Origin of the sequence: Hydrogenobacter sp. T-2 (assembly GCF_033971325.1) — a bacterium.
Lineage (GTDB): Bacteria > Aquificota > Aquificia > Aquificales > Aquificaceae > Pampinifervens > Pampinifervens diazotrophicum.
The window spans coordinates 1602212-1621066 of record NZ_CP117180.1 but is presented as its reverse complement, the minus strand read 5'-3'; the positions used below and the strand labels follow the sequence as shown (position 1 = coordinate 1621066).

Below are 18855 nucleotides of genomic sequence, written 5' to 3'. Positions count from 1 at the left end.
TTTGTGTATAATTCTATGCTTATGACAGGGCATGAAATCCGTGAGCTTTTCTTGAGCTTTTTTGAAAAAAAAGGGCATACAAGGGTAAAGTCCGCAAGCCTTATTCCAGAAAAGGACCCAACTCTTCTATTTGTAAACGCTGGTATGGTGCCTTTTAAGGATGTTTTTCTTGGCATAGAAAAAAGACCATACACGAGGGCGGTCTCTTGTCAAAAATGTCTTAGGGTCTCTGGAAAGCACAACGACCTTGAAAGCGTAGGTTTTACCTCAAGACATCATACCTTTTTTGAAATGCTTGGAAACTTCTCCTTTGGAGACTACTTTAAAAAGGAAGTCATAGAATACGCTTGGGAGTTCGTTACCGAATATCTGAAGCTACCAAAGGAGAGTATATACGTAAGCGTTTTCAGAGAGGATGAGGAAGCCTTTCTCATATGGAGAGACCACATAGGGCTTTCGGAAGACCGCATATGGAAAATGGGAGAGGAGGACAACTTTTGGCAGATGGGTGATACGGGTCCCTGCGGTCCCTCTTCTGAGATATATGTGGATAGGGGTCCAGAATACGAACCGGAGAGATACCTTGAAATATGGAACTTGGTCTTTATGCAATACAACAGGGATGAAAGGGGAAACCTGACTCCTTTGCCAAAGCCTAACATAGACACGGGTATGGGCCTTGAAAGAGTTGCCAGCGTGCTACAGGGGACAAAGACCAACTTTGAAATAGACCTTATAAGACCTCTTATAGCCTTTGGTGAAGAGCTTTCTGGAAGGGTTTATGGGGAAAACTTTGAAACAGATAGTGCCTTAAGGGTAATAGCGGACCATCTTAGGGCTTTGACCTTTGCCATAAGTGATGGTGTTCTTCCTTCCAATGCAGGCAGGGGATATGTGATAAGAAGAATTCTAAGACGTGCCATGAGATATGGCTACAAGCTGGGAATAGAAGAGCCTTTTCTCTATAAGGGTATTGACCTTGTGGTGGACATAATGAAAGAGCCTTATCCTGAACTTCTTCAGTTAAAGTCCTTTGTAAAGTCTGTAGTCAAGGCAGAGGAGGAGAGGTTTATAAACACTCTCAAAAGAGGTATGCCTTACGCAGAAGAGATTCTTCAAAAAGCGGAAGAGGGTCTTATACCAGGAAATCTTGTGTTTAGTCTTTACGATACCTATGGCTTTCCTGTTGACCTCTTTGAAGACATGGCAAGGGAGAAGGGTCTAAAGGTTGATATGGAAGGCTTCCAGAGGGAAATGGAGGAGCAAAGGGAAAAGGCAAGAAAACACTTTAAGATAGAGGTAAAGGCTACAAAGCCTGTTTATCAACACTTAAAGGAGCTTGGAAAAACCTCTACCTTTCTGGGCTACGAAGAGACAAGCCTGCACACAGAGGTTATAGCACTGTTAAAGGATGGTGAGCTTGTTTCTGAATTAAGGGAAGGAGAGAGGGGCGAGGTGTTTCTAAGGGAAACTCCCTTTTACGCAGAAAGGGGTGGTCAAATAGGAGACAGGGGTATTATACAAACCTCGGAGGGTCTCTTTTTTGTGGAGGATACCCAGTCGCCAGTGGAGGGTGTGATAGCACATATAGGTTATGTGTCAAAGGGGTCAATAAGGCTTGGAGACAGAGCCTTTGCACGCATAGAGGAGGAAAGGAGAGAGGACATAAAAAGAAACCATACCGCAACGCATCTTTTACACTCTGCTTTGAGAGAGGTGCTTGGCGAACACGTGCGTCAGGCAGGGTCTTTGGTGGCGGACCAGTATCTGCGTTTTGACTTTACACACTTTCAGCCTCTCACGGAGGAGGAAATAAAGAAGGTGGAGGAGCTTGTAAACCTGCAGATAATGAAAAACCAGCCCGTATTGGTGGAAGAGATGGACTACCAGTCCGCCATAAGAAGCGGTGCCATAGCCATCTTTGAGGAAAAGTATGGAGAGAGGGTAAGAGTCCTTAGCGTGGGGGACTTTTCAAAGGAGCTTTGCGGTGGAACTCATGTGAAAAGAACGGGGGACATAGGATATTTCATGATAGTCTCTGAATCCTCGGTGGGTGCGGGTGTAAGACGCATTATTGCAAAAACGGGAAGGTGGGCGGTAGAGCATGCCTTTGAGGAGAGGAGAAGGCTTCTTGAAATTGCCAGGTCTCTTGGGGTTTCCTCAGAGGATGTTCCAAGGGCTGTGCAAAGACTTACGGAAGAGCTAAGGGAAAAGGAAAGGGAAATAAGCAAACTAAAGGAAAAGCTACTTGCTGGGGATAACCTCTCAGAGGTAAAGAAGGAAAAGGTGGGAGAGATAGATTTGTATTTTGGCGTGCTTGAGGAGGTTGAGCCAAAGGATATGCTTGTCCTTACAGACAGGATAAGAAACAACACAGACAGAGCGGTGGTCTTTCTCCTTAGCAAAAGGGGAGAAAAAGCGTCATGCCTGATAGCCCTTTCTAAGGAGCTTACAGATAAGCTTTCCGCAAGGGAGCTTATGAAGGTGGTTTCTAAGTATCTTGGTGGTGGTGGTGGTGGAAGGGATGACTTGGTGCAGGGTAGTGTGAAAAGCCTTGACCAGTTGCAGACTGCGGTGGAGAACCTAAAATCTGTTATAATAGATAGTTTCACGGAGGTGAAAGGATGAAGAAGGGTTTACATCCAGAGCTTAAACCTACTCATTTTGTCTGTGGTTGTGGCAATAGCTTTACACTGCTTTCCACAAAAGGCGGGACTGTTTACCTTGAGACTTGTAATGCCTGCCATCCCTTTTATACAGGTAAGCTAAGGGTAAAGCCAGCCTTTTTGGAGCTAAAGGGCAAAGGATAATGCTAAGCCCTGAGCTTGAGGAAAGGTTAAAATCCATAGAGCAAAAGTATTTGGAGCTACAGTATCAGCTTAGCAGTCCAGAGGTAGTCTCAGACAGGGAAAAGCTCACGAAACTTGGAAAAGAGCTAAAGGATATAGAAGAAGTTTATAAGGCATACAAAGAGTATAGAAAACTGCTCTCTGACCTTGAGCAGGCAAAAGAGCTTTTGAAAAACGAAGAGCTAAAAGACCTCGCAAAAGAAGAGATAGAAAGACTTACGCAGGAGTTAGAGAAGACAGAAAAACACATAAGAGTCCTCTTGCTTCCTAAGGACCCAAGGGACAGCAAAAACGTTATATTGGAGATAAGGGCGGGCGTAGGTGGTGAAGAGGCAGCGCTCTTCGTGGCAGACCTTCTTAACATGTATCAAAAGTATGCGGAGGAAAAGGGTTGGAGGTTTAGCCTTCTTTCTACCAATAGGACGGGTCTTGGAGGCTACAAGGAAGTGTCTGTCCTTATTGAGGGTGAGGGTGTATATTCAAGGCTTAAGTTTGAGAGCGGAGTCCACAGAGTCCAGAGAGTGCCAATAACCGAAGCGGGAGGAAGGATACACACTTCCACTGCAACGGTGGCAGTCCTCCCAGAGACGGACGAGACGGAGATTCAAATAGACCCAAAGGACCTAAAAATAGAAACCTTTAGGGCGAGTGGTGCAGGCGGTCAGTATGTAAACACCACAGAAACCGCAGTAAGAATAACCCATCTTCCTACCGGCATAACCGTATCCTGTCAAGACGAGAGGTCTCAGTTTCAAAACAGGCAAAAAGCTCTCAAAATTCTCTATGCAAGGCTAAAGGACTTCTACGAGAGGCAAAAGGAAGAGGAAATTTCAAAAGAAAGAAGACAGCAAGTAGGCACAGGAGAAAGAAGTGAAAAGATAAGAACCTACAACTTTCCACAAAATAGAATTACAGACCACAGAATAAACCTAACCCTATACAGACTTGGAGATGTGCTTGAGGGCAAGCTGGACGAACTCATAGAGGCTTTGGTGGAGCATTATATAGAAGAAAAACTCAAAGCCCTTGCATAAGCCTGTAGGGTCTGAGGGTATTGCCTTCAATAAGACCCACTCCTATGAAGGTATCGCCTTCGTAGAGTCTCACAAAGGTCTTCTCTAGGTTTTCCTTTAGCCTTATGGCAGAGCCATGCTTTATTCTTCTTGAAAGTCCACCCTCAAGGGTTATTTTTGGCATAAAACTTAGTGCCTCTCCCACTGGGATTAAAAGTCCAGAAGGGTCCTCCAAGGATAAAAGTCTGTTGTAGGATATAGCCATTTCCACATTGAAACCACCTATCCTTAACCTTCTTAACTCCACCACGTGTGCACCGCAAGACAGCTTCAGTCCAAGGTCATGAATAAGGCTTCTTATGTAGGTACCAGAGGAGACCTCAAAGAGGAGCTCCACGAAGGGTAGTTTGCATTCTAAGAGCTCAGCCTTATACACATGAATCTCTACAGGCTTTATATCAACCTTTAAACCCTTTCTTGCAAGCTCGTAAGCCCTTTTGCCACCTATCCTCTTTGCTGAAAAGGGTGGAGGTTTTTGAAGGAGTTTTCCTGTAAAAGTCTTTAACACAGCCTCTATATCTTGGCAGGAAACTTCCACTGGTCTTGACTGAATAATATCACCCTCTGCGTCATAGGTATCTGTTATCTCACCCAGCTTTGCCATTGTCCTGTAGGCTTTATCAAGCCCAGTAAAGAACTGAGAGAACTTGGTCCCTTCGCCAACAAGAACTATCAACAGCCCAGTAGCTATAGGGTCAAGAGTGCCAGCATGCCCTACCTTCACCTTAAAGCGTCTTTTTATGCCTTCAAGAACCTCAGCAGATGTGGGACCCTTCGGCTTATCTACGAGGAGAAGACCCGAGACCATCAGCTTAGAAAATCTTTGAGGTGTCTTTTCATAGCCATGTTTCTGAGCTTTCTGAGTGCCCTTGTCTCTAACTGACGCACCCTTTCTCTGGAAATTTGCAAGATATCTCCTATTTCTCTTAGAGTCCTTGGCTCTTCGCCCCTTAGACCAAACCTTAACTCTATAACCCTTCTCTCTTTCTCTGGAAGTTTGTCCAAAAGGTCATCTATTTCCTTCTCTAACACCTCGCTTATTATTCTCTCTTCTACATCAGCAGTGCCATGCTGACTGAGAAAGTCCACAAAGAAGGTGTCCTCGTTCTCACCAACAGGAGCGTCCAAAGACAAGGGAACTCTGCAAAGTTGAAGGCATTTGTCTACCTCCTCTGGGCTTATCTTGTAGCCTTCTTTTCTAATCTTTTTATCTATCTCCTCCTCCGTAGGTTCTCGTCCAAGCTCCTTTTCCAACTCTTTATAAAGCACCTCTTTGGTGTATTCGTAGGCTATCTCCTCAGAGGTTGGCTCTTTTTCAAGCTCTCTATATAGCCTGCTGTATATACTGCTTATGCGGTTTATAAGATGGGACTGTTTTATGGGAATCCTCACAGCTCCCGTCTGCTGAGAAAGTGCTTGCATTATAGCCTGCCTTATCCACCAAACCGCATAAGATATGAACTTCACACCTCTATCTGGGTCAAACCTTTTTGCTGCCTCTATAAGCCCGTGGTTGCCCGCAGCGATGAGCTCAGAAAGAGGGAGACCATAGCCTAAATATTGCTTTGCTATACTTATTACGAACCTAAGATTTGACTCCACAAGCCTTCTAAAAGCCTGCTGGTCTCCTTCCTTTGCCCTCCTTGCGATTTCTTTCTCCTCCTCAGGAGTGAGGAGGGGTATCTTGGATACCTTTTTAAGATACTGGTTTATTATTTCCTGTTCAGTATCTGGTATCATCATCTTAACCTCAGAACAATAAAGAGATTGTTGCCTCTTCTTCTTATAAGTAATAGTGCACTCTCTCTGCCTGCCTGTCTGAGGGCTTCTATGCTCTGTTGGAATTCTCTCACATTAGATACAGGTCTGTTGCCAACTCTAAGTATAACATCTCCTGGGGCTATACCGCTCTGCATGGCAAGACTGTTGGGGGCAACCCTTACCACAAGAACTCCTTTAACTCCGAGCCTTGTCTCTTCTTCCTGCGTCAGGTCTCTCAGCACAAGACCCAAGTCCGCCTGACCCTGCTCAGCCTCTCCTACTTGTCTATCCTCTGGCATTTCCCCTACCCTTATCTTAAGGCTTGTCTCCTTACCATCTCTTACCACTTTCAGGTTTATCTCTTTGCCCGGCTCCGTCCTCATTATCTTGAACTGAAGCTCTCTCACTTCGCTTACCTTCTGACCATCAACTTCAACCACTATATCACCTACCTTAAGACCTACCTTGTCTGCAGGACTTCCGGGCATTATCTGGGCTATTATCACACCTTCTTTTACTCCAAGGCTTTCTGCCATCTCGGGAGTTATATCCTGTATAACTACGCCAAGCCAACCCCTCGTAACTTTACCCTTAGCTATTAGCTGGTCTGCGACCCATTTGGCTAAGTTTATAGGTATGGCGAAGCCAAGCCCTTGACCTTCAGCTAATATGGCGGTGTTTATACCTATAACTTCACCCCTTATGTTTACCAAAGGACCTCCAGAGTTTCCCGGGTTTATGGCAGCGTCCGTTTGAATAAAGCTCTCGTATTGGGTTATGCCTATTGTCCTTCTCAAGGCAGATATAACACCCACCGTTACCGTCCTTTCAAGCCCGTAGGGGTTTCCAATGGCTATAGCCAACTGGCCAACCTTTAGTTTGTCTGAGTCACCAAGCTTTGCTATCCTGCTCTCTGGGTTTGGAATATCCTTGTCATCCACTTCTATCACTGCCACATCCGTCTTGGGGTCTGTGCCTACTATCCTTGCTCTCTTTTCCGTATGTCTGTCAAACCTGACCCTTATAGCCCTTGCGTTTTGAACCACGTGGCTGTTTGTGAGTATATAGAGCTTACCATTCTTATAGTCTATTATCACACCAGAACCCAAAGACCTTCTCTCCTGAGGTGGTATCTGAAAGGGGAAGGGAAAAGGCGTTTCAATACCAGACACTTCTTGAGTGGCAAATATGGTTACCACAGAAGGTGATACCGCCTCCACTATAGCGGTTAGCTCTTCTTCAAATTGAGAAAGCACCTGAGAGGAAACTACGGGTTTATTCTGTTGTTGAGGTGGTGTGTCTACCTTCTGAACCTGCTGTGCCTTACAGCCTAAGATAAGCAGAAGGCTCATAAAAAGAGCAGTAAAAAGCACCATTTTCCTCCTCCTCATTTACCAACCTCACAAGAAAAGAATAGAACCCTAAAGACTGCTTTGTCAATTTCATAAATCATACTTTCAATCCTCTTTCTTGAGATTATACCACCTTTGGCGGTTGGGTTAAAGGAAGAACCCGTATAATGGAAAAACTTTATCAAATCCCACCCGCTGAAGGGTATAGGGACATCTTCAAGGAAAAGGTGTCTTAACTTAACCTTACCTTCAAGAAGGCTTAATACCTCTTCTACCTTTGGGAAGGGAAAGCCAAACTGAGGCAGACTTCCATCTACGGGGATGGCACATAAAAAGCACTTTTTACAAACCCTGATAGCTTCGGGTATGGTCCTTTTTAAGTCGGTCCAATGAAGGGCAAAATTACTTATTACGTAGTCAAAGCTCTTGTCCTTGAAAGGCAGGTAATGGGCATCTCCGAGCACTACATTGCCAAACTTCTCTTTGTATGCCTTAGCCATGCCAAAGGCTATGTCTATACCAACCACATTATCAAGCCCTTCGCTGAGAATACCAGTCCCACAGCCAATGTCAAGAGCGGAACCTTCTATCTTTTCAAGAGCTTTTAGTCTTTGTGCGGAGTATTTCTGAGGGAGTGCCCATTCCTCGTAGCTATCACAGGCTCTTGAGAACCTCAAAGATAAGACTTTCATCTTCTGGGAAATGTCCTCCTAAGAAGGTTATTAATTTAGCTCCTTTTAACATATTGTAAAGTGTAAGTGCAGAAGAAAGAGGAGTTATAGGGTCCTGCGTGCCGTGTAGGATAATGACCCTTTGTTTTATGTGTGGTAGTATGTGCCTTATGTCAAGCTCCATGTAGTCTTTGAGAAGTGTCTTTGCTCCCTGTAGGTCAATGTGGTCTTCAAAGGCTTTTGGATAGGATAAACTCCTGAACTCTTTGAGAAACTTCTCTCCTTCTCTTTCAAGCCTTATGAGAAATCCTCTAAGGTTTTTCTTGTCCCATAAACAACCAAAGCACGCGCTACCACCTATAAGCACAAGCCCTCTGAACTTTTCTGGAAACATATAAGCCATAAGCAGAGAAAGACTTGCACCAAGAGACCAGCCTATGAGAATAGAATCCCTTGGAATCCTTAGAGCCATATCCCTTACAAGACTTTGAAGATTTTCATATCTAAGCTGGCTTTTGCCGTGAAAGGGAAGGTCTACAGAAGGAATACCCTTCAAAACCTTTGAGCTAAAACCCCATCCATGAAGGAAGAAAAGCGGGTCCGGAGGGACTCGAACCCCCGACCTAGGGATTAGAAATCCCTTGCTCTGTCCAGCTGAGCTACGGACCCTCGGGGTGGCAGGACTTGAACCTGCGACCTTTGGCTCCCAAAGCCAACGCTCTCCCACCTGAGCTACACCCCGTGGAAAGTATAATTATAAACCAAACCTTGAGATTTGGCTATCTCCTCTCCACAAGTAAGGTAAGGTCTCTGAGCCTGCAGGAGTATCCCCATTCGTTGTCATACCATGCAGCTACGTGGACGATATCCTCTATAACCTGCGTTAGCCCTGCGTCAAAGATGGCGGAGTGTGGGTTACCTATTATGTCCTGAGAAACTATCGGGTCTTCTGTGTATTGCAAAATGCCCTTAAGATAGCTCTCTGATGCTTCCTTGAAGGAGGTGTTTACCTCTTCTATGGATGTGGGTGGTCTTTCTACGATAACTGTGAGGTCTATCAAAGAGCCATCCGCCACTGGAACTCTTCTTGCAGTGCCATCAAGTTTACCCTTTAATTCTGGTATAACTTCACCTATGGCTTTTGCAGCACCTGTGGTGGTTGGAATGATGTTGACTCCAGCGGAGCGAGCACGTCTTAGGTCTTTGTGTGGCAGGTCAAGAACCCTCTGGTCGTTGGTGTAGGCATGCACCGTAACCATATAGCCCTTTTTCACTCCAAACCTTTCATGAAGCACCTTCAAAGTGGGTGCAAGACAGTTGGTGGTGCAAGAGGCGTTGGATATTATCCTGTGCTTTTCTGGGTCATACATATGCTCGTTTACACCAAGGACGATGGTCACGTCTGGATTTTTGGCAGGTGCGGAGATTATTACTCTCTTTACCGTATCCCTTAGGTGAAGCTCCGCCTTTTCTCTACTTGTGAAGGCTCCTGTGGACTCAATAACCACATCAACCCCCAGGTCTCCCCATGGTATTTCCCCTGGGTCTTTTACCGAGAAGACCTTGAGTTCTTTTCCGTCCACCACGAGGCTTGAGTCCTTGGCTTCCACGTGTCCTTTGAACCTTCCATGCACCGAGTCATACTTGAGAAGGTGTGCCAGCGTTCTTGTGTCTGTTAGGTCATTTACCGCTACTATCTGTATGTCTTCGTGCCCATAGCAGGCTCTAAAGAAGGACCTTCCTATCCTACCAAAACCGTTTATGCCTACTCTTATCATAGTAATTTAAATTATACCAAAGGAGCTTTCCACAGCTAAGTGGTTTATCACGCTCAAACAATAATCAGGCTGTCTGTGGTGCCAAAGGAGTTAGGAACCTGCTGGTCTGCGGACAGCTCGTTTTCCCAGTATTGTCCGTCAATAAGGTATTTAAACCGGTAGCTCCTGCCAGTCTTTAGTCTCTTGCTTATCCAAAAAGTCCCATCCTTCTTCCTTTGCATAGGCTCTGGTTTCCAATCATTCCACTCGCCCACAAGATCCACGCTTTGTGCATCGTCTCTTTTGATATAAAAGCTTACCACACATATGTTTTTACCTTGTTGGTAGCTCTTTTTTACCATTGTTCACCTCCTTTAGGATTTAGTTTAACCCAACTTGCGGGTTATGTGAATATGCTTTTTCAAGAGATTAAAAACAGCCCAGAAGTGCTATAATAAATCCTTAGCTAAAAGATGAACCTAAACCTAAATGAAGAACAGGTATATAGGCTGTCAAAGGACTACAAGGTAATACCCATATACGCAGAGTTTATGGCGGACACGGAAACGCCTCTATCTGTATACCTTAAGCTAAAGGAAGGTTGGAAGTATAGCCTGCTGTTGGAAAGTGCGGAGGGTGGGAGCAAATGGGGCAGGTATTCTTTTGTGATACTTGCAAACACTTTCCATTACGCTTGGAAGAGCGGTATAGCATACCTATACGAAGGGGGAAGGGTCAAGCTATTTGAGGAAAAGGACCCACTGAGACCCATAGACCACCTACTCAAGAGCTTTAAAGCCTATCATGACCCATCTCTTCCAAGGTTCTGGGGAGGCTTTGCAGGTTATGTGGGCTACGACATTATAAAGTGCTACGAGCCTATAGAGGACAAAAAGCCAGACACTCTTGAGGTTTTTGACCTTTTCTTTATCCTTAGTGATGTGGTGGTGGTGCATGACAACCTAAGCGGTAGTTTGAAGGTTATAGTGCCTTTGCATGCAGATAGGGACATATCAAAAGAATATGAAAGGGCAAAAGGGCTCATAGAAGACATAAAAGAAAGGATTTTCACTACTTGCGTCTATCCTATGCACTTTCCTCAGAGAGCTATAGACTTCAAAGAATGGCGTTCAAACTACACAAAAGAGGAGTTTATGAGTTTGGTAAAAAGGGCAAAGGAGTATGTGGAGCAGGGAGATATAGTGCAGGTGGTTTTGTCTCAAAGGTTTAGTAAGGTCTTTTCTGGAGAGCCAGAGGGCATATACAGGTCTTTGAGATTTCTAAACCCATCACCCTATATGTATTACATGGACTTTGGAGACCTAAAGGTAATAGGCTCTTCTCCAGAGGTCTTGGTAAGGCTTGAGGGGAGCAGGATAGAAACAAGACCCATAGCGGGGACAAGAAGGAGGGGAGAAACTCCCGAGGAGGACTTGGCTCTTGAGAGGGAGCTCCTGCAAGATGAGAAGGAAAGGGCGGAACACTTAATGCTTGTAGACCTGGCAAGAAACGATGTGGGACGTGTAAGCAAGCCAGGAAGCGTAAGGGTAGAGGGCTTTATGAGGGTAGAAAGGTATTCTCATGTTACGCATATGGTGAGCGATGTAATAGGTGAGCTAAAGGATGGTCTTTCTGCGGTGGACGTTTTGAAGGCTCTATTTCCTGCGGGGACAGTGTCTGGTGCACCCAAGGTTAGAGCCATGCAGATAATAGAGGAGCTTGAAAGGGAAAGAAGAAGCATATACGCAGGGGCGGTGGGTTATATATCCTTTGAAGGAAATATGGATATGGCAATTGCCATAAGAACTGCGGTGCTACTAAAGGACCAGGTTTTTCTTCAAGCGGGTGCAGGCATAGTGGCGGACTCTGACCCAGAAAAGGAGTGGTTAGAAACTGTAAATAAGGCAAAAGCTCTTATGAAGGCTGTAGCTATGGCTGAGTCAATCCACGAACAAAGATAAACTCTTTATACCCTTCTCCTTGAAGAGTTCCCTTTTTATCATAGCCTTAAAGAGCTCTTGGTCTTGCTTAAAACTTGCAAACTTCTTCATAAGGCTTGCTTTTTGCTCCCTGCTTAGTTCATCCCACAATTTTTTGGCTATTTCAGAAGAAAGGCTTTGTAGGATTTCCTCCGCACTTTGCATATCCTCTGGCATTTTTACTTGTATCTTTCTTCCTAAAATCTCTTCCGCAAGCCTTAGTTTTTTGAGAAACCTTTCCTTCCAGTCCAGACCTTGTGAAGTTTTCTTGATATAGAACCTTTTCAGTTTTTGTATCTGCTCAAAGCTCATAAAAAGTGGTAGCTTTGAGGCTCTATTTGGAGGATGGAAAAGGAAAAACCTTTTTATACCTTCTTTCACTACTTCAAGGGGGTAGCCTTCCTCTTCAAGAAACTTCAAAAACCACCTATCTCTTGGCGAAAGAAAAAAGTCTCCCTTTATCTGCAGTATAAAGTCCTTAAGTTCTCTATAATAGCTCATGGGCTCTTTTTAGCACCTCTTCGTGGCTAAGTAATGTTCTAAAACCCTCGGGGCTAAAATGTGTTCTTGTGCCTTCAAAGACCTCTAAAAACCTTTCTATAGTGGGTGCTTGTCCTATGCGAAAGGTTTTGCATATGGAAGAGATAGTATAAAAGCCCAAGGTTTGAGCTTTTGACTCATCTTTTATTCTTTTTAAGAGCTTATTGGTGTTTTCTGAGATTTCTACCATGCCTCTCGTTTCCCATAACCTTTGGACAAGCTCCTCATCCCAGAGGTTTCCAAGCCAAAGAGGTCCTGCAACCAAAAGTCTATTCTTGCAGTGAGGACACTCATGCCTTATGTCTTCCACCTGCACACCCTCTCTGTATAGACACCTATCGCAGTAGAGCAAAAAGCCTATTTGTCTTATAAGAGCGTTGGTCCTTTTTGGTCCTATGTCCTTTATGAAGAAGGCTCTCATATAATGCCTGTAGGAATAGGAAAACACTGGCTTTAGAGCGTAGTCCATCTTTGCACCTTCTTCTACTACCTTTTTTATGAGGATGCGTAAGCCTACCTCGTGGTAAAACTCCGCACTAAGCAGGGGTTTTGAGCCATATCTTCTTTGACAGGTTTCTGGATATGTGCCAGAAAGCACAGAGGTATCTGTGGCACTTACAGCCAGCAAGCCATACCTTGCCAAGGGCAGTATACCACCTTCTAAGAAGGGCACCGGTGAGCCAAAGGGGTCTATATCCACATAGTGGCAGTTTCTGAGTTTTCTAAGAAGAAGGTTTGCATCTTCCTTGTATACTTCCACTTTATCTTCTGGAATGTTATGAGACCTCAGAAGGTTCAAGAAGAACTCTACCGCAGAGGGGCTTATGTCATTGTATATGGCTTTTTTAACCTTGTTGGTCTCAAGCAAAAACCTCATAAGCCTTATACCGCTTGCACCCATGGGGTCGCAGACTGTAAGGTCTTGGCTTGGCATGTTCAAGAGCATAAGAAGGCTTATGTCCCTGTTTTCCCTCATGTGTGGGTTATAAAAGACTTGCATCTTTGAAGAGACGACCTCTGGAAGCTCAATATCCAAAAGGACCTTTCCCTCTCTTATCATGAGAGGCGATAGCCCTTTACCGTATCTACGAGAAGTTTTACTTTGCTTAGCTCCATATCTGGCATAAGACCATGTCCTAAGTTAAAAACATACTTGGTCTTTCTTGGTATACATCTGAGAAACTCAAGGGTCTTTTTTTGAAGGCTTTCCTCATCACAGTAAAGAAGTGCAGGGTCAAGGTTTCCCTGAAAGGCTTTTGAGCTTTCTTTCATGGCAGAGACCATATCCACCGTCCAGTCTACAGAAAGAGCATCCACTGGCAAGTTTTCAAGGGCTCTTAAAAAAGAACCAGAGCCTCTGAAAAAGTATATAACTGGTTTGTCTGTATGTTTTTTTAGCTCTTCAAAGAAGGGTTTTAGATAAGTGTAGACATACTCCTCAAAGTCTTCGTAAGAGAGGTGCATTGCCCAGCTATCAAAGACCTGCAAAAGGTCCGCACCAGCCCTTATTTGACCAAGAAGGTATTCAAGCAAGTTTTCACAAAGCAGTTTCATAAGGTCCGCATATTGCTCTGAAGTCCACATAAAGAGCTTGGTCTTCTTAAAGTCCTTGCTTGAGCGTCCCTCTACCATATAAGACATAAGAGTAAAAGGAGCACCACTAAAGCCTATCACCGGCACATCTTTGACCTGAGCCTTTACCCTTCTTATGACCTCTCCCACAAACTCCACCTGAGAAAAGGATATTTTCTTTAAACTCTTCACACTTCCATCCCATTCAAGCCTTGGACCCTCACCTTCAAGAAACTCCACCTTAACGCCCATAGGCTCAAGTGGCACAAGAATATCAGAAAAGATTATCACCGCGTCCACTTGAAGAAGCTCCACAGGCAAAAGGCTTACCTTACTTGCAAGGTCTACGTTTTTGCAAAAGCTAAGAAAATCCCTTTCCTTTTCCCTTAGCTCTCTATACTGTGGCATATATCTACCTGCTTGACGCATAAGCCAAACAGGAAAACGTGGAATTTTCTCTCCTTTAAGGCTTTTCAAAAGAAGCATGGTTTAATATCTTAGCATATTTTCGCCCCCTGGGAGGGGGCGAGGGAGGAGGTGAGCCATGGGGTTGCTGGGGTATGAGGTATAATAATATAGCATGAACTTTACAAAATTGCAAGGGTCTGGAAACGACTTTATAGTCATAGATAACAGGGATGGAAAGGTATACGAGCTTTTAAAGAGGCTTGAGCTTGATATAAAAGACTTTGTGATAGCACTCTGCAAGCAACACACGGGCGTAGGTGCGGATGGGCTTATCCTTATAGAAGACCCTCAAGACCCAAAAAACCACTTCAAATGGCAGTTTTTCAACTCCGATGGCTCTGTGGCGGAGATGTGTGGCAACGGCTCTCGCTGTGCGGTAAGGTTTGCCTATGAGAAGGGTATAGTAGGCGAAGAAGTGCGTTTTGAAACCCTTGCGGGTGTGATAAAAGCGTGGGTCAAGGAGGGTGGAAAAAGGGTAAAGGTCCAGCTTACAAGCCCAAAGGACTACAGAGAGGTATCTTTGCAGGTAGATGGTCTCCATATTGAAGGTAGCTTTATAAACACAGGTGTGCCTCACTTTGTGGCAGTGGTGGAAAACCTGCAAGACCTAAATGTGGTAAAGCTGGGAAGGGCTATAAGGTTTCACAAAGAGTTTGAGCCTAAGGGCACGAATGTGAACTTTATAGAGAAGCTCTCAGACAAGGCTATAAGGATAAGAACTTACGAAAGAGGCGTGGAAGGAGAGACCCTTGCCTGTGGAACCGGAGCAACCGCATCAGCCATAGTGGCTTATATGAAGGGTTTGGTAAAGGAAAAGCCCGTGGAAGTGCATACAAAAGGTGGTGAAATTCTCCGAATTGACTTTAACGAGGACTTAAGGGAAGTATTCCTTGAGGGTGCGGTTTGCAGGGTCTTTGAAGGCTTTTTCTCAGAAGAAGACCTGCTTTGCATGAGATAGCTCACAGATAGGCACAATATAGGAGCTTATAATTCTACCTATGGCACAGATAATAGTGGCAGAGCATGCGGGTTTTTGTTTTGGAGTAAGAAGGGCTATAAACCTTGCGGAAGAGGCGGTAAAGGATACACATTTAGACAGAAAAGTCCTCAGCATGGGACCCCTCATACACAACCCTCAGGAAGTTAAAAGACTTGAAGGCAAAGGTCTTATGCTCTTAGAAGATGAAAGCATGCTGGATGAAAACAGCACGGTAATAGTGCGTTCTCATGGCATACCACCACAGAAGGAAAGGGAGCTCCTTTCAAAGGGTGTAAGGCTTGTGGACGCTACATGCCCCTTTGTAAAGGCGGTTCATGAGGCGGTAATAAAGCTCTGTAAAGAGGGATACTTTGTGGTGCTTGTGGGAGAGAAAAACCATCCAGAAGTGATAGGCACTTTGGGATACTTACAAGAGTGTGGTGGCAAAGGCGTGGTGGTGGAGAGCAAAGAAGACCTAAAGGCGGTTCTCGGAAAGGAAAAGGTTGGCGTAGTGGCACAAACTACTCAAAACGAACAGTTTTTCAAAGAGGTGGTAGGTGAAATAGCCCTGTGGGCAAGGGAAGTAAAAGTGATAAACACCATATGCAACGCCACCTCTGAGCGTCAAGAGGATGTATACGAGCTTGCTCCACAAGTGGATGTGATGGTTATAGTAGGTGGGAAAAACAGTGGAAACACAAGAAGGCTTTATGAGATATCCAAATCTCTCAACCCTAACAGTTACCACATAGAAACACCAGAGGAGCTAAGAAGGGAATGGTTTGAAGGAGCTCAAAAAATAGGTCTTACCGCTGGTGCGTCAACCCCTGACTGGATAATACAGGCGGTGGTAGACAGGATAAAAGAGCTTATAATATAAACCATGAGACTTTTATTAACTCTCTTGCTACTTTTGAAGCTAAGCCTTGCCCAAGACCTATACACAGAGTTTATAAGGTCTCAAGTTAAAGAAATACCCCTCAACAAGGCTATCGTGGTAGGTAAAGGGAAAAGGGAGCTTATAACCTTTATAAACCCTGACTGTGGACACTGCAGGAGAGAGTGGCAAGCTCTAAGACCTCACTTAGACAAGGTAAAGGTCTATGTTTTTCTTTTACCTTTTAGGAGCTTTCCAGAAAGCCACGCCAAGTCTTATTACATAGCCTGCTCAAAGGACAAACTAAAAGCACTTGATGAAGTCCTATCTGGAAAGTTTGACGGAAGACCCCCAAAGGTAAAGGAGTGTCCTCTTGTTTATGAGCACATAAAAATAGCGGAAAAGTTAAATGTGCAGGGAACTCCATACAACATAATACTTGGGAGCTACAAGGTTATAGAAGGCTATAGCCCAGCTCTCTTGGAACATCTTGGTATTAGATGATAGTAGTGGTTATGGGTCTTTCTGGCTCTGGCAAATCCTTCCTTGCAAGCATACTCCATCAGGACTTTGGCTTTGAGTGGCTAAGGAGCGACCTAATAAGAAAGGAGCTTGCTGGTATAAAGCCCTATGAAAGTGCTAAATCTGGCTACGGTGAAGGTATATATTCACAAGAATGGACAAAAAGAGTTTATGAGGAGATGATAAGAAGGGCTAAAGAATTGGTCTGTAGTGGTAAAAATGTAGTGCTTGATGCAACTTTCCTTCAGGATTGGCAAAGAGAACTGGTAAGGAAAAACTTTCCAAATGCTATATTTCTGCTTGCCTACGCAGAAGACCAAATAGTAATAAAAAGGCTTAAGGAAAGGCAGGATATATCCGATGCGGACCTTGAGGTGTATCTAAGACAAAAAGAAAACTTTGTTCCTCCTCCTTATGCCATACGCGTAGATACAAACAATAGCAGGGACGAACTCAAGGCTGTCCTGCAGGAGATACTCCAAGAGTATGAGAAGAAAAACATTCAAGAGAACGCTCTATAGGATTTCCATCTTCTAATCTGCAGTCAGGGTTTATGCCTTTGTCTGTAGCCACAGGCTCACCACTTGGAAGTTTCATCTCAAAGGTTATAAGCCTTAACACATTACCGCAAGCGTCAAGAGCATACATGTTGCTCCCTACATACTTGCCTACCGTGTTTTCCCCCACTATAACCGCACCCGCATACCTTCTAAGCAAAGTGGCTACCAGCTCCGATGCAGAGGCAGTGTGTTTATTAACAAGCACAATAATTGGTTTATTAAAGCCCTGTCTGTTTGTAAACTGATATACCCCTAAGTTTCTCCCCCGCCCCTCAAGGTAAAACATAACACCCTCACCCCCTATTAGCATATCCACTATACTTTTGGCTACAGAGATAAGCCCACCACCGTTATCCCTTAGGTCAAGTATCAAAAGGTCTATATTGTCTGTGTTGAATTTTTCCATAGCCTCCCTAAACTGCTCTACCGCAGGCTGTGTGAAGTTTACGAGCTTTATATATCCCACCTTTTTATCACCATACTCTATTAGCCTCACTTCTTCTATTACAGGCACAAGGAACTCTCCCTTCACCACACCTATCTCCATAAACAATCCATCCCTTATTATCTCAAGGTTTATAACTTCTCCCTTTCTTACCTCCCTTATAACTCTCCTCCACTGGTTTTTGTCATTTACACCATTTATGGCTAAAATAAGGTCACCCTCTCTGACACCGTGCTGTTCTGCGGGAGACTTGGGAAAAACCTTAACCACATAACCCTTGTCATCCCACCGCACACCAAGACCCACCATCTTTGAACTTGAATACCAAAGCCTGTCTTCTTCCTGCCTTGTTATAGAAGTCCAACGGTCACCTATCTTTCTTAGATGTTCTATTAGCTCCTGCTCACTTTTCCACTGACTATCCTTTATCCTATCCCACCAAAGATAATGCCTTTCCATTAGAGTAGCAACTCTTTTTAATAGTTCCTCCCTTGGGCAGTCTTCACCCGCAAAGGATACATGCAGAAGCAAAAGCACAAGCAAAAAGGACACACCCATGGAAGTTTAGTTATAGAAATATAATTCTGTTGACAAAAACTTCAAGGGTTATAACTTATAAACACCTGAATATTAATCTTTTAGGAGGCAAGGCATGTACTATGTGGCAGAGGTCATAAACGACGAGTGCAGTAAGTATAACTGCAAGCAGTGCACCCTTTTCTGCCCTGAGCCAAACACCCTTATGTATACTGACGAAGAGCATCATGCCTTTGTGGTGCAAGAACGGTGCAAAGGCTGTGCCTTGTGTGTCTATGTCTGTGTAAATCTTTTAAAGAGAAACGCCATACATATGATTATGCCAGAGGTGCATGCGGAGAAGTAAGGTATGACAATAAGAGAAAAGCTCTGGACTTACGAGGACTACCTTAGCCTTGAGGGAGAGAAAAGGTATGAGATAATTGACGGAGAGCTACTTGAAATGCCAGCACCAAGTCTAAAGCATCAAAAAATAGTAGGGACGCTCTATAGACTTCTTTCCCAGCATGTAGAAGAAAAAGCCCTGGGAGAAGTCTACATTTCTCCAGTGGATGTGGTTTTGTCTCCTTACCATGTGGTCCAGCCAGATATAGTGCTGGTCTTGAAGGAAAACTATCACACCCTTAAAGAGAACTCTATACATGGCTCTCCAGACCTTGTGGTAGAAGTGGTCTCTCCTTCTACCTTCAAAAGGGACACAGAAGACAAGAGAAAACTATATGCCAAGTATGGTGTAAAGGAGTATTGGCTCGTGTTTCCAGAAGAAAGGGTGGTGGAGGTGCTCACCTTGGAGGGAAATGAGTATGAGGTTTTCTCCCACGCCTTTGAAAGTGGAAAGGTTTGTTCAAAACTTCTTGAAGATTTCTGCCTAAATTTAGAAGGTGTCTTTGGTGCAGTTGTAGAGAGGTGAGTT

Annotated in this window: 21 protein-coding genes and 2 tRNA genes; 10 read left to right on the top strand and 13 right to left on the bottom strand. The window is 44.3% G+C overall.

Going from position 1 to position 18855, the window contains the following annotated elements:
• Positions 1-15 precede the first annotated feature (15 nt).
• From alaS to prfA, 3 genes are read left to right on the top strand one after another with little or no spacing between them, the layout of a single operon-like run.
• Positions 16-2628: an alanine--tRNA ligase gene (gene alaS / locus IAE16_RS09315; protein WP_323700565.1), complete on the top strand. Its 2613-nt coding sequence runs from the start codon at positions 16-18 to the stop codon at positions 2626-2628.
• Complete coding sequence (gene rpmE, locus IAE16_RS09310) at positions 2625-2810, top strand: 50S ribosomal protein L31 (RefSeq protein ID WP_323700564.1); 186 nt, start codon at positions 2625-2627, stop codon at positions 2808-2810. The genes alaS and rpmE overlap by 4 nt, the downstream gene beginning before the upstream one ends.
• Positions 2810-3883 carry a peptide chain release factor 1 gene (gene prfA, locus IAE16_RS09305; RefSeq protein ID WP_323700563.1) on the top strand — a complete coding sequence of 358 codons (1074 nt, stop codon included), beginning with the start codon at positions 2810-2812 and terminating at the stop codon, positions 3881-3883. The genes rpmE and prfA overlap by 1 nt, the downstream gene beginning before the upstream one ends.
• On the opposite strand, the gene truB is transcribed toward prfA, so the two are convergent.
• From truB to IAE16_RS09260, 9 genes are all read right to left on the bottom strand, one after another.
• Positions 3867-4730 carry a tRNA pseudouridine(55) synthase TruB gene (gene truB / locus IAE16_RS09300; protein WP_323700562.1) on the bottom strand — a complete coding sequence of 288 codons (864 nt, stop codon included), beginning with the start codon at positions 4728-4730 and terminating at the stop codon, positions 3867-3869. The genes prfA and truB overlap by 17 nt on opposite strands.
• A complete protein-coding gene (locus tag IAE16_RS09295) occupies positions 4730-5662 on the bottom strand; it encodes a sigma-70 family RNA polymerase sigma factor (RefSeq protein WP_323701647.1) in 933 nt (310 codons plus the stop codon). Before IAE16_RS09295 ends, truB begins: the two co-directional genes overlap by 1 nt.
• Positions 5662-7074, bottom strand: a complete 1413-nt coding sequence (locus IAE16_RS09290) for a Do family serine endopeptidase (RefSeq protein ID WP_323700561.1) — start codon at positions 7072-7074, stop codon at positions 5662-5664. The genes IAE16_RS09295 and IAE16_RS09290 overlap by 1 nt, the downstream gene beginning before the upstream one ends.
• Entirely contained in the window at positions 7071-7727 is a 657-nt protein-coding gene (locus IAE16_RS09285; RefSeq protein WP_323700560.1) for a methyltransferase domain-containing protein, read from the bottom strand. The genes IAE16_RS09290 and IAE16_RS09285 overlap by 4 nt, the downstream gene beginning before the upstream one ends.
• On the bottom strand, positions 7690-8262 hold the full coding sequence (locus tag IAE16_RS09280; RefSeq protein WP_323700559.1) for an alpha/beta fold hydrolase: 573 nt from the start codon (positions 8260-8262) through the stop codon (positions 7690-7692). The genes IAE16_RS09285 and IAE16_RS09280 overlap by 38 nt, the downstream gene beginning before the upstream one ends.
• Positions 8263-8301: 39 nt before the next feature.
• Positions 8302-8375, bottom strand: a tRNA-Arg gene (locus IAE16_RS09275).
• A tRNA-Pro gene (locus IAE16_RS09270) sits at positions 8376-8448 on the bottom strand.
• Positions 8449-8485: 37 nt separating this feature from the next.
• Positions 8486-9484, bottom strand: a complete 999-nt coding sequence (gene gap, locus IAE16_RS09265) for a type I glyceraldehyde-3-phosphate dehydrogenase (protein WP_323700558.1) — start codon at positions 9482-9484, stop codon at positions 8486-8488.
• A 53-nt stretch (positions 9485-9537) separates the two neighbouring features.
• Positions 9538-9825: an isoamylase early set domain-containing protein gene (locus tag IAE16_RS09260; protein ID WP_323700557.1), complete on the bottom strand. Its 288-nt coding sequence runs from the start codon at positions 9823-9825 to the stop codon at positions 9538-9540.
• 111 nt (positions 9826-9936) lie between these two features.
• Between IAE16_RS09260 and trpE the strand changes: the two genes are divergently transcribed.
• A complete protein-coding gene (gene trpE / locus IAE16_RS09255; protein ID WP_323700556.1) occupies positions 9937-11424 on the top strand; it encodes an anthranilate synthase component I in 1488 nt (495 codons plus the stop codon).
• On the opposite strand, the gene IAE16_RS09250 is transcribed toward trpE, so the two are convergent.
• The 3 genes from IAE16_RS09250 to hemE are packed head-to-tail and all read right to left on the bottom strand — an operon-like array spanning position 11404 to position 14040.
• Entirely contained in the window at positions 11404-11943 is a 540-nt protein-coding gene (locus tag IAE16_RS09250; RefSeq protein WP_323700555.1) for a hypothetical protein, read from the bottom strand. The two genes, trpE and IAE16_RS09250, sit on opposite strands and share 21 nt — an antisense overlap.
• Entirely contained in the window at positions 11930-13042 is a 1113-nt protein-coding gene (locus IAE16_RS09245) for a tRNA (guanine(10)-N(2))-dimethyltransferase (RefSeq protein WP_323700554.1), read from the bottom strand. The genes IAE16_RS09250 and IAE16_RS09245 overlap by 14 nt, the downstream gene beginning before the upstream one ends.
• Positions 13039-14040 (bottom strand): uroporphyrinogen decarboxylase, encoded by a 1002-nt coding sequence (gene hemE / locus IAE16_RS09240; protein ID WP_323700553.1) that lies wholly within the window; start codon positions 14038-14040, stop codon positions 13039-13041. Before hemE ends, IAE16_RS09245 begins: the two co-directional genes overlap by 4 nt.
• Positions 14041-14134: 94 nt before the next feature.
• Here hemE and dapF point away from each other — a divergent pair, with 94 nt between their 5' ends.
• From dapF to IAE16_RS09220, 4 genes are read left to right on the top strand one after another with little or no spacing between them, the layout of a single operon-like run.
• Entirely contained in the window at positions 14135-14980 is an 846-nt protein-coding gene (dapF, locus tag IAE16_RS09235) for a diaminopimelate epimerase (protein ID WP_323700552.1), read from the top strand.
• Positions 14981-15020: 40 nt separating this feature from the next.
• Positions 15021-15881: a 4-hydroxy-3-methylbut-2-enyl diphosphate reductase gene (gene ispH, locus IAE16_RS09230; protein WP_323700551.1), complete on the top strand. Its 861-nt coding sequence runs from the start codon at positions 15021-15023 to the stop codon at positions 15879-15881.
• A 3-nt stretch (positions 15882-15884) separates the two neighbouring features.
• Positions 15885-16382, top strand: coding sequence for a DsbC family protein (locus IAE16_RS09225; RefSeq protein ID WP_323700550.1), 498 nt, complete (start codon positions 15885-15887; stop codon positions 16380-16382).
• On the top strand, positions 16379-16921 hold the full coding sequence (locus IAE16_RS09220) for a P-loop nucleotide/nucleoside kinase family protein (RefSeq protein ID WP_323700548.1): 543 nt from the start codon (positions 16379-16381) through the stop codon (positions 16919-16921). The genes IAE16_RS09225 and IAE16_RS09220 overlap by 4 nt, the downstream gene beginning before the upstream one ends.
• Here IAE16_RS09220 and IAE16_RS09215 read toward each other — a convergent pair.
• On the bottom strand, positions 16854-17942 hold the full coding sequence (locus IAE16_RS09215) for a S41 family peptidase (protein ID WP_323701646.1): 1089 nt from the start codon (positions 17940-17942) through the stop codon (positions 16854-16856). The genes IAE16_RS09220 and IAE16_RS09215 overlap by 68 nt on opposite strands.
• Positions 17943-18057: 115 nt before the next feature.
• Between IAE16_RS09215 and IAE16_RS09210 the strand changes: the two genes are divergently transcribed.
• Both IAE16_RS09210 and IAE16_RS09205 read left to right on the top strand, forming a co-directional pair.
• Complete coding sequence (locus IAE16_RS09210; RefSeq protein ID WP_323700547.1) at positions 18058-18288, top strand: 4Fe-4S dicluster domain-containing protein; 231 nt, start codon at positions 18058-18060, stop codon at positions 18286-18288.
• Positions 18289-18291: 3 nt separating this feature from the next.
• Positions 18292-18852 (top strand): Uma2 family endonuclease, encoded by a 561-nt coding sequence (locus tag IAE16_RS09205; RefSeq protein WP_323700546.1) that lies wholly within the window; start codon positions 18292-18294, stop codon positions 18850-18852.
• Positions 18853-18855: the final 3 nt, after the last annotated feature.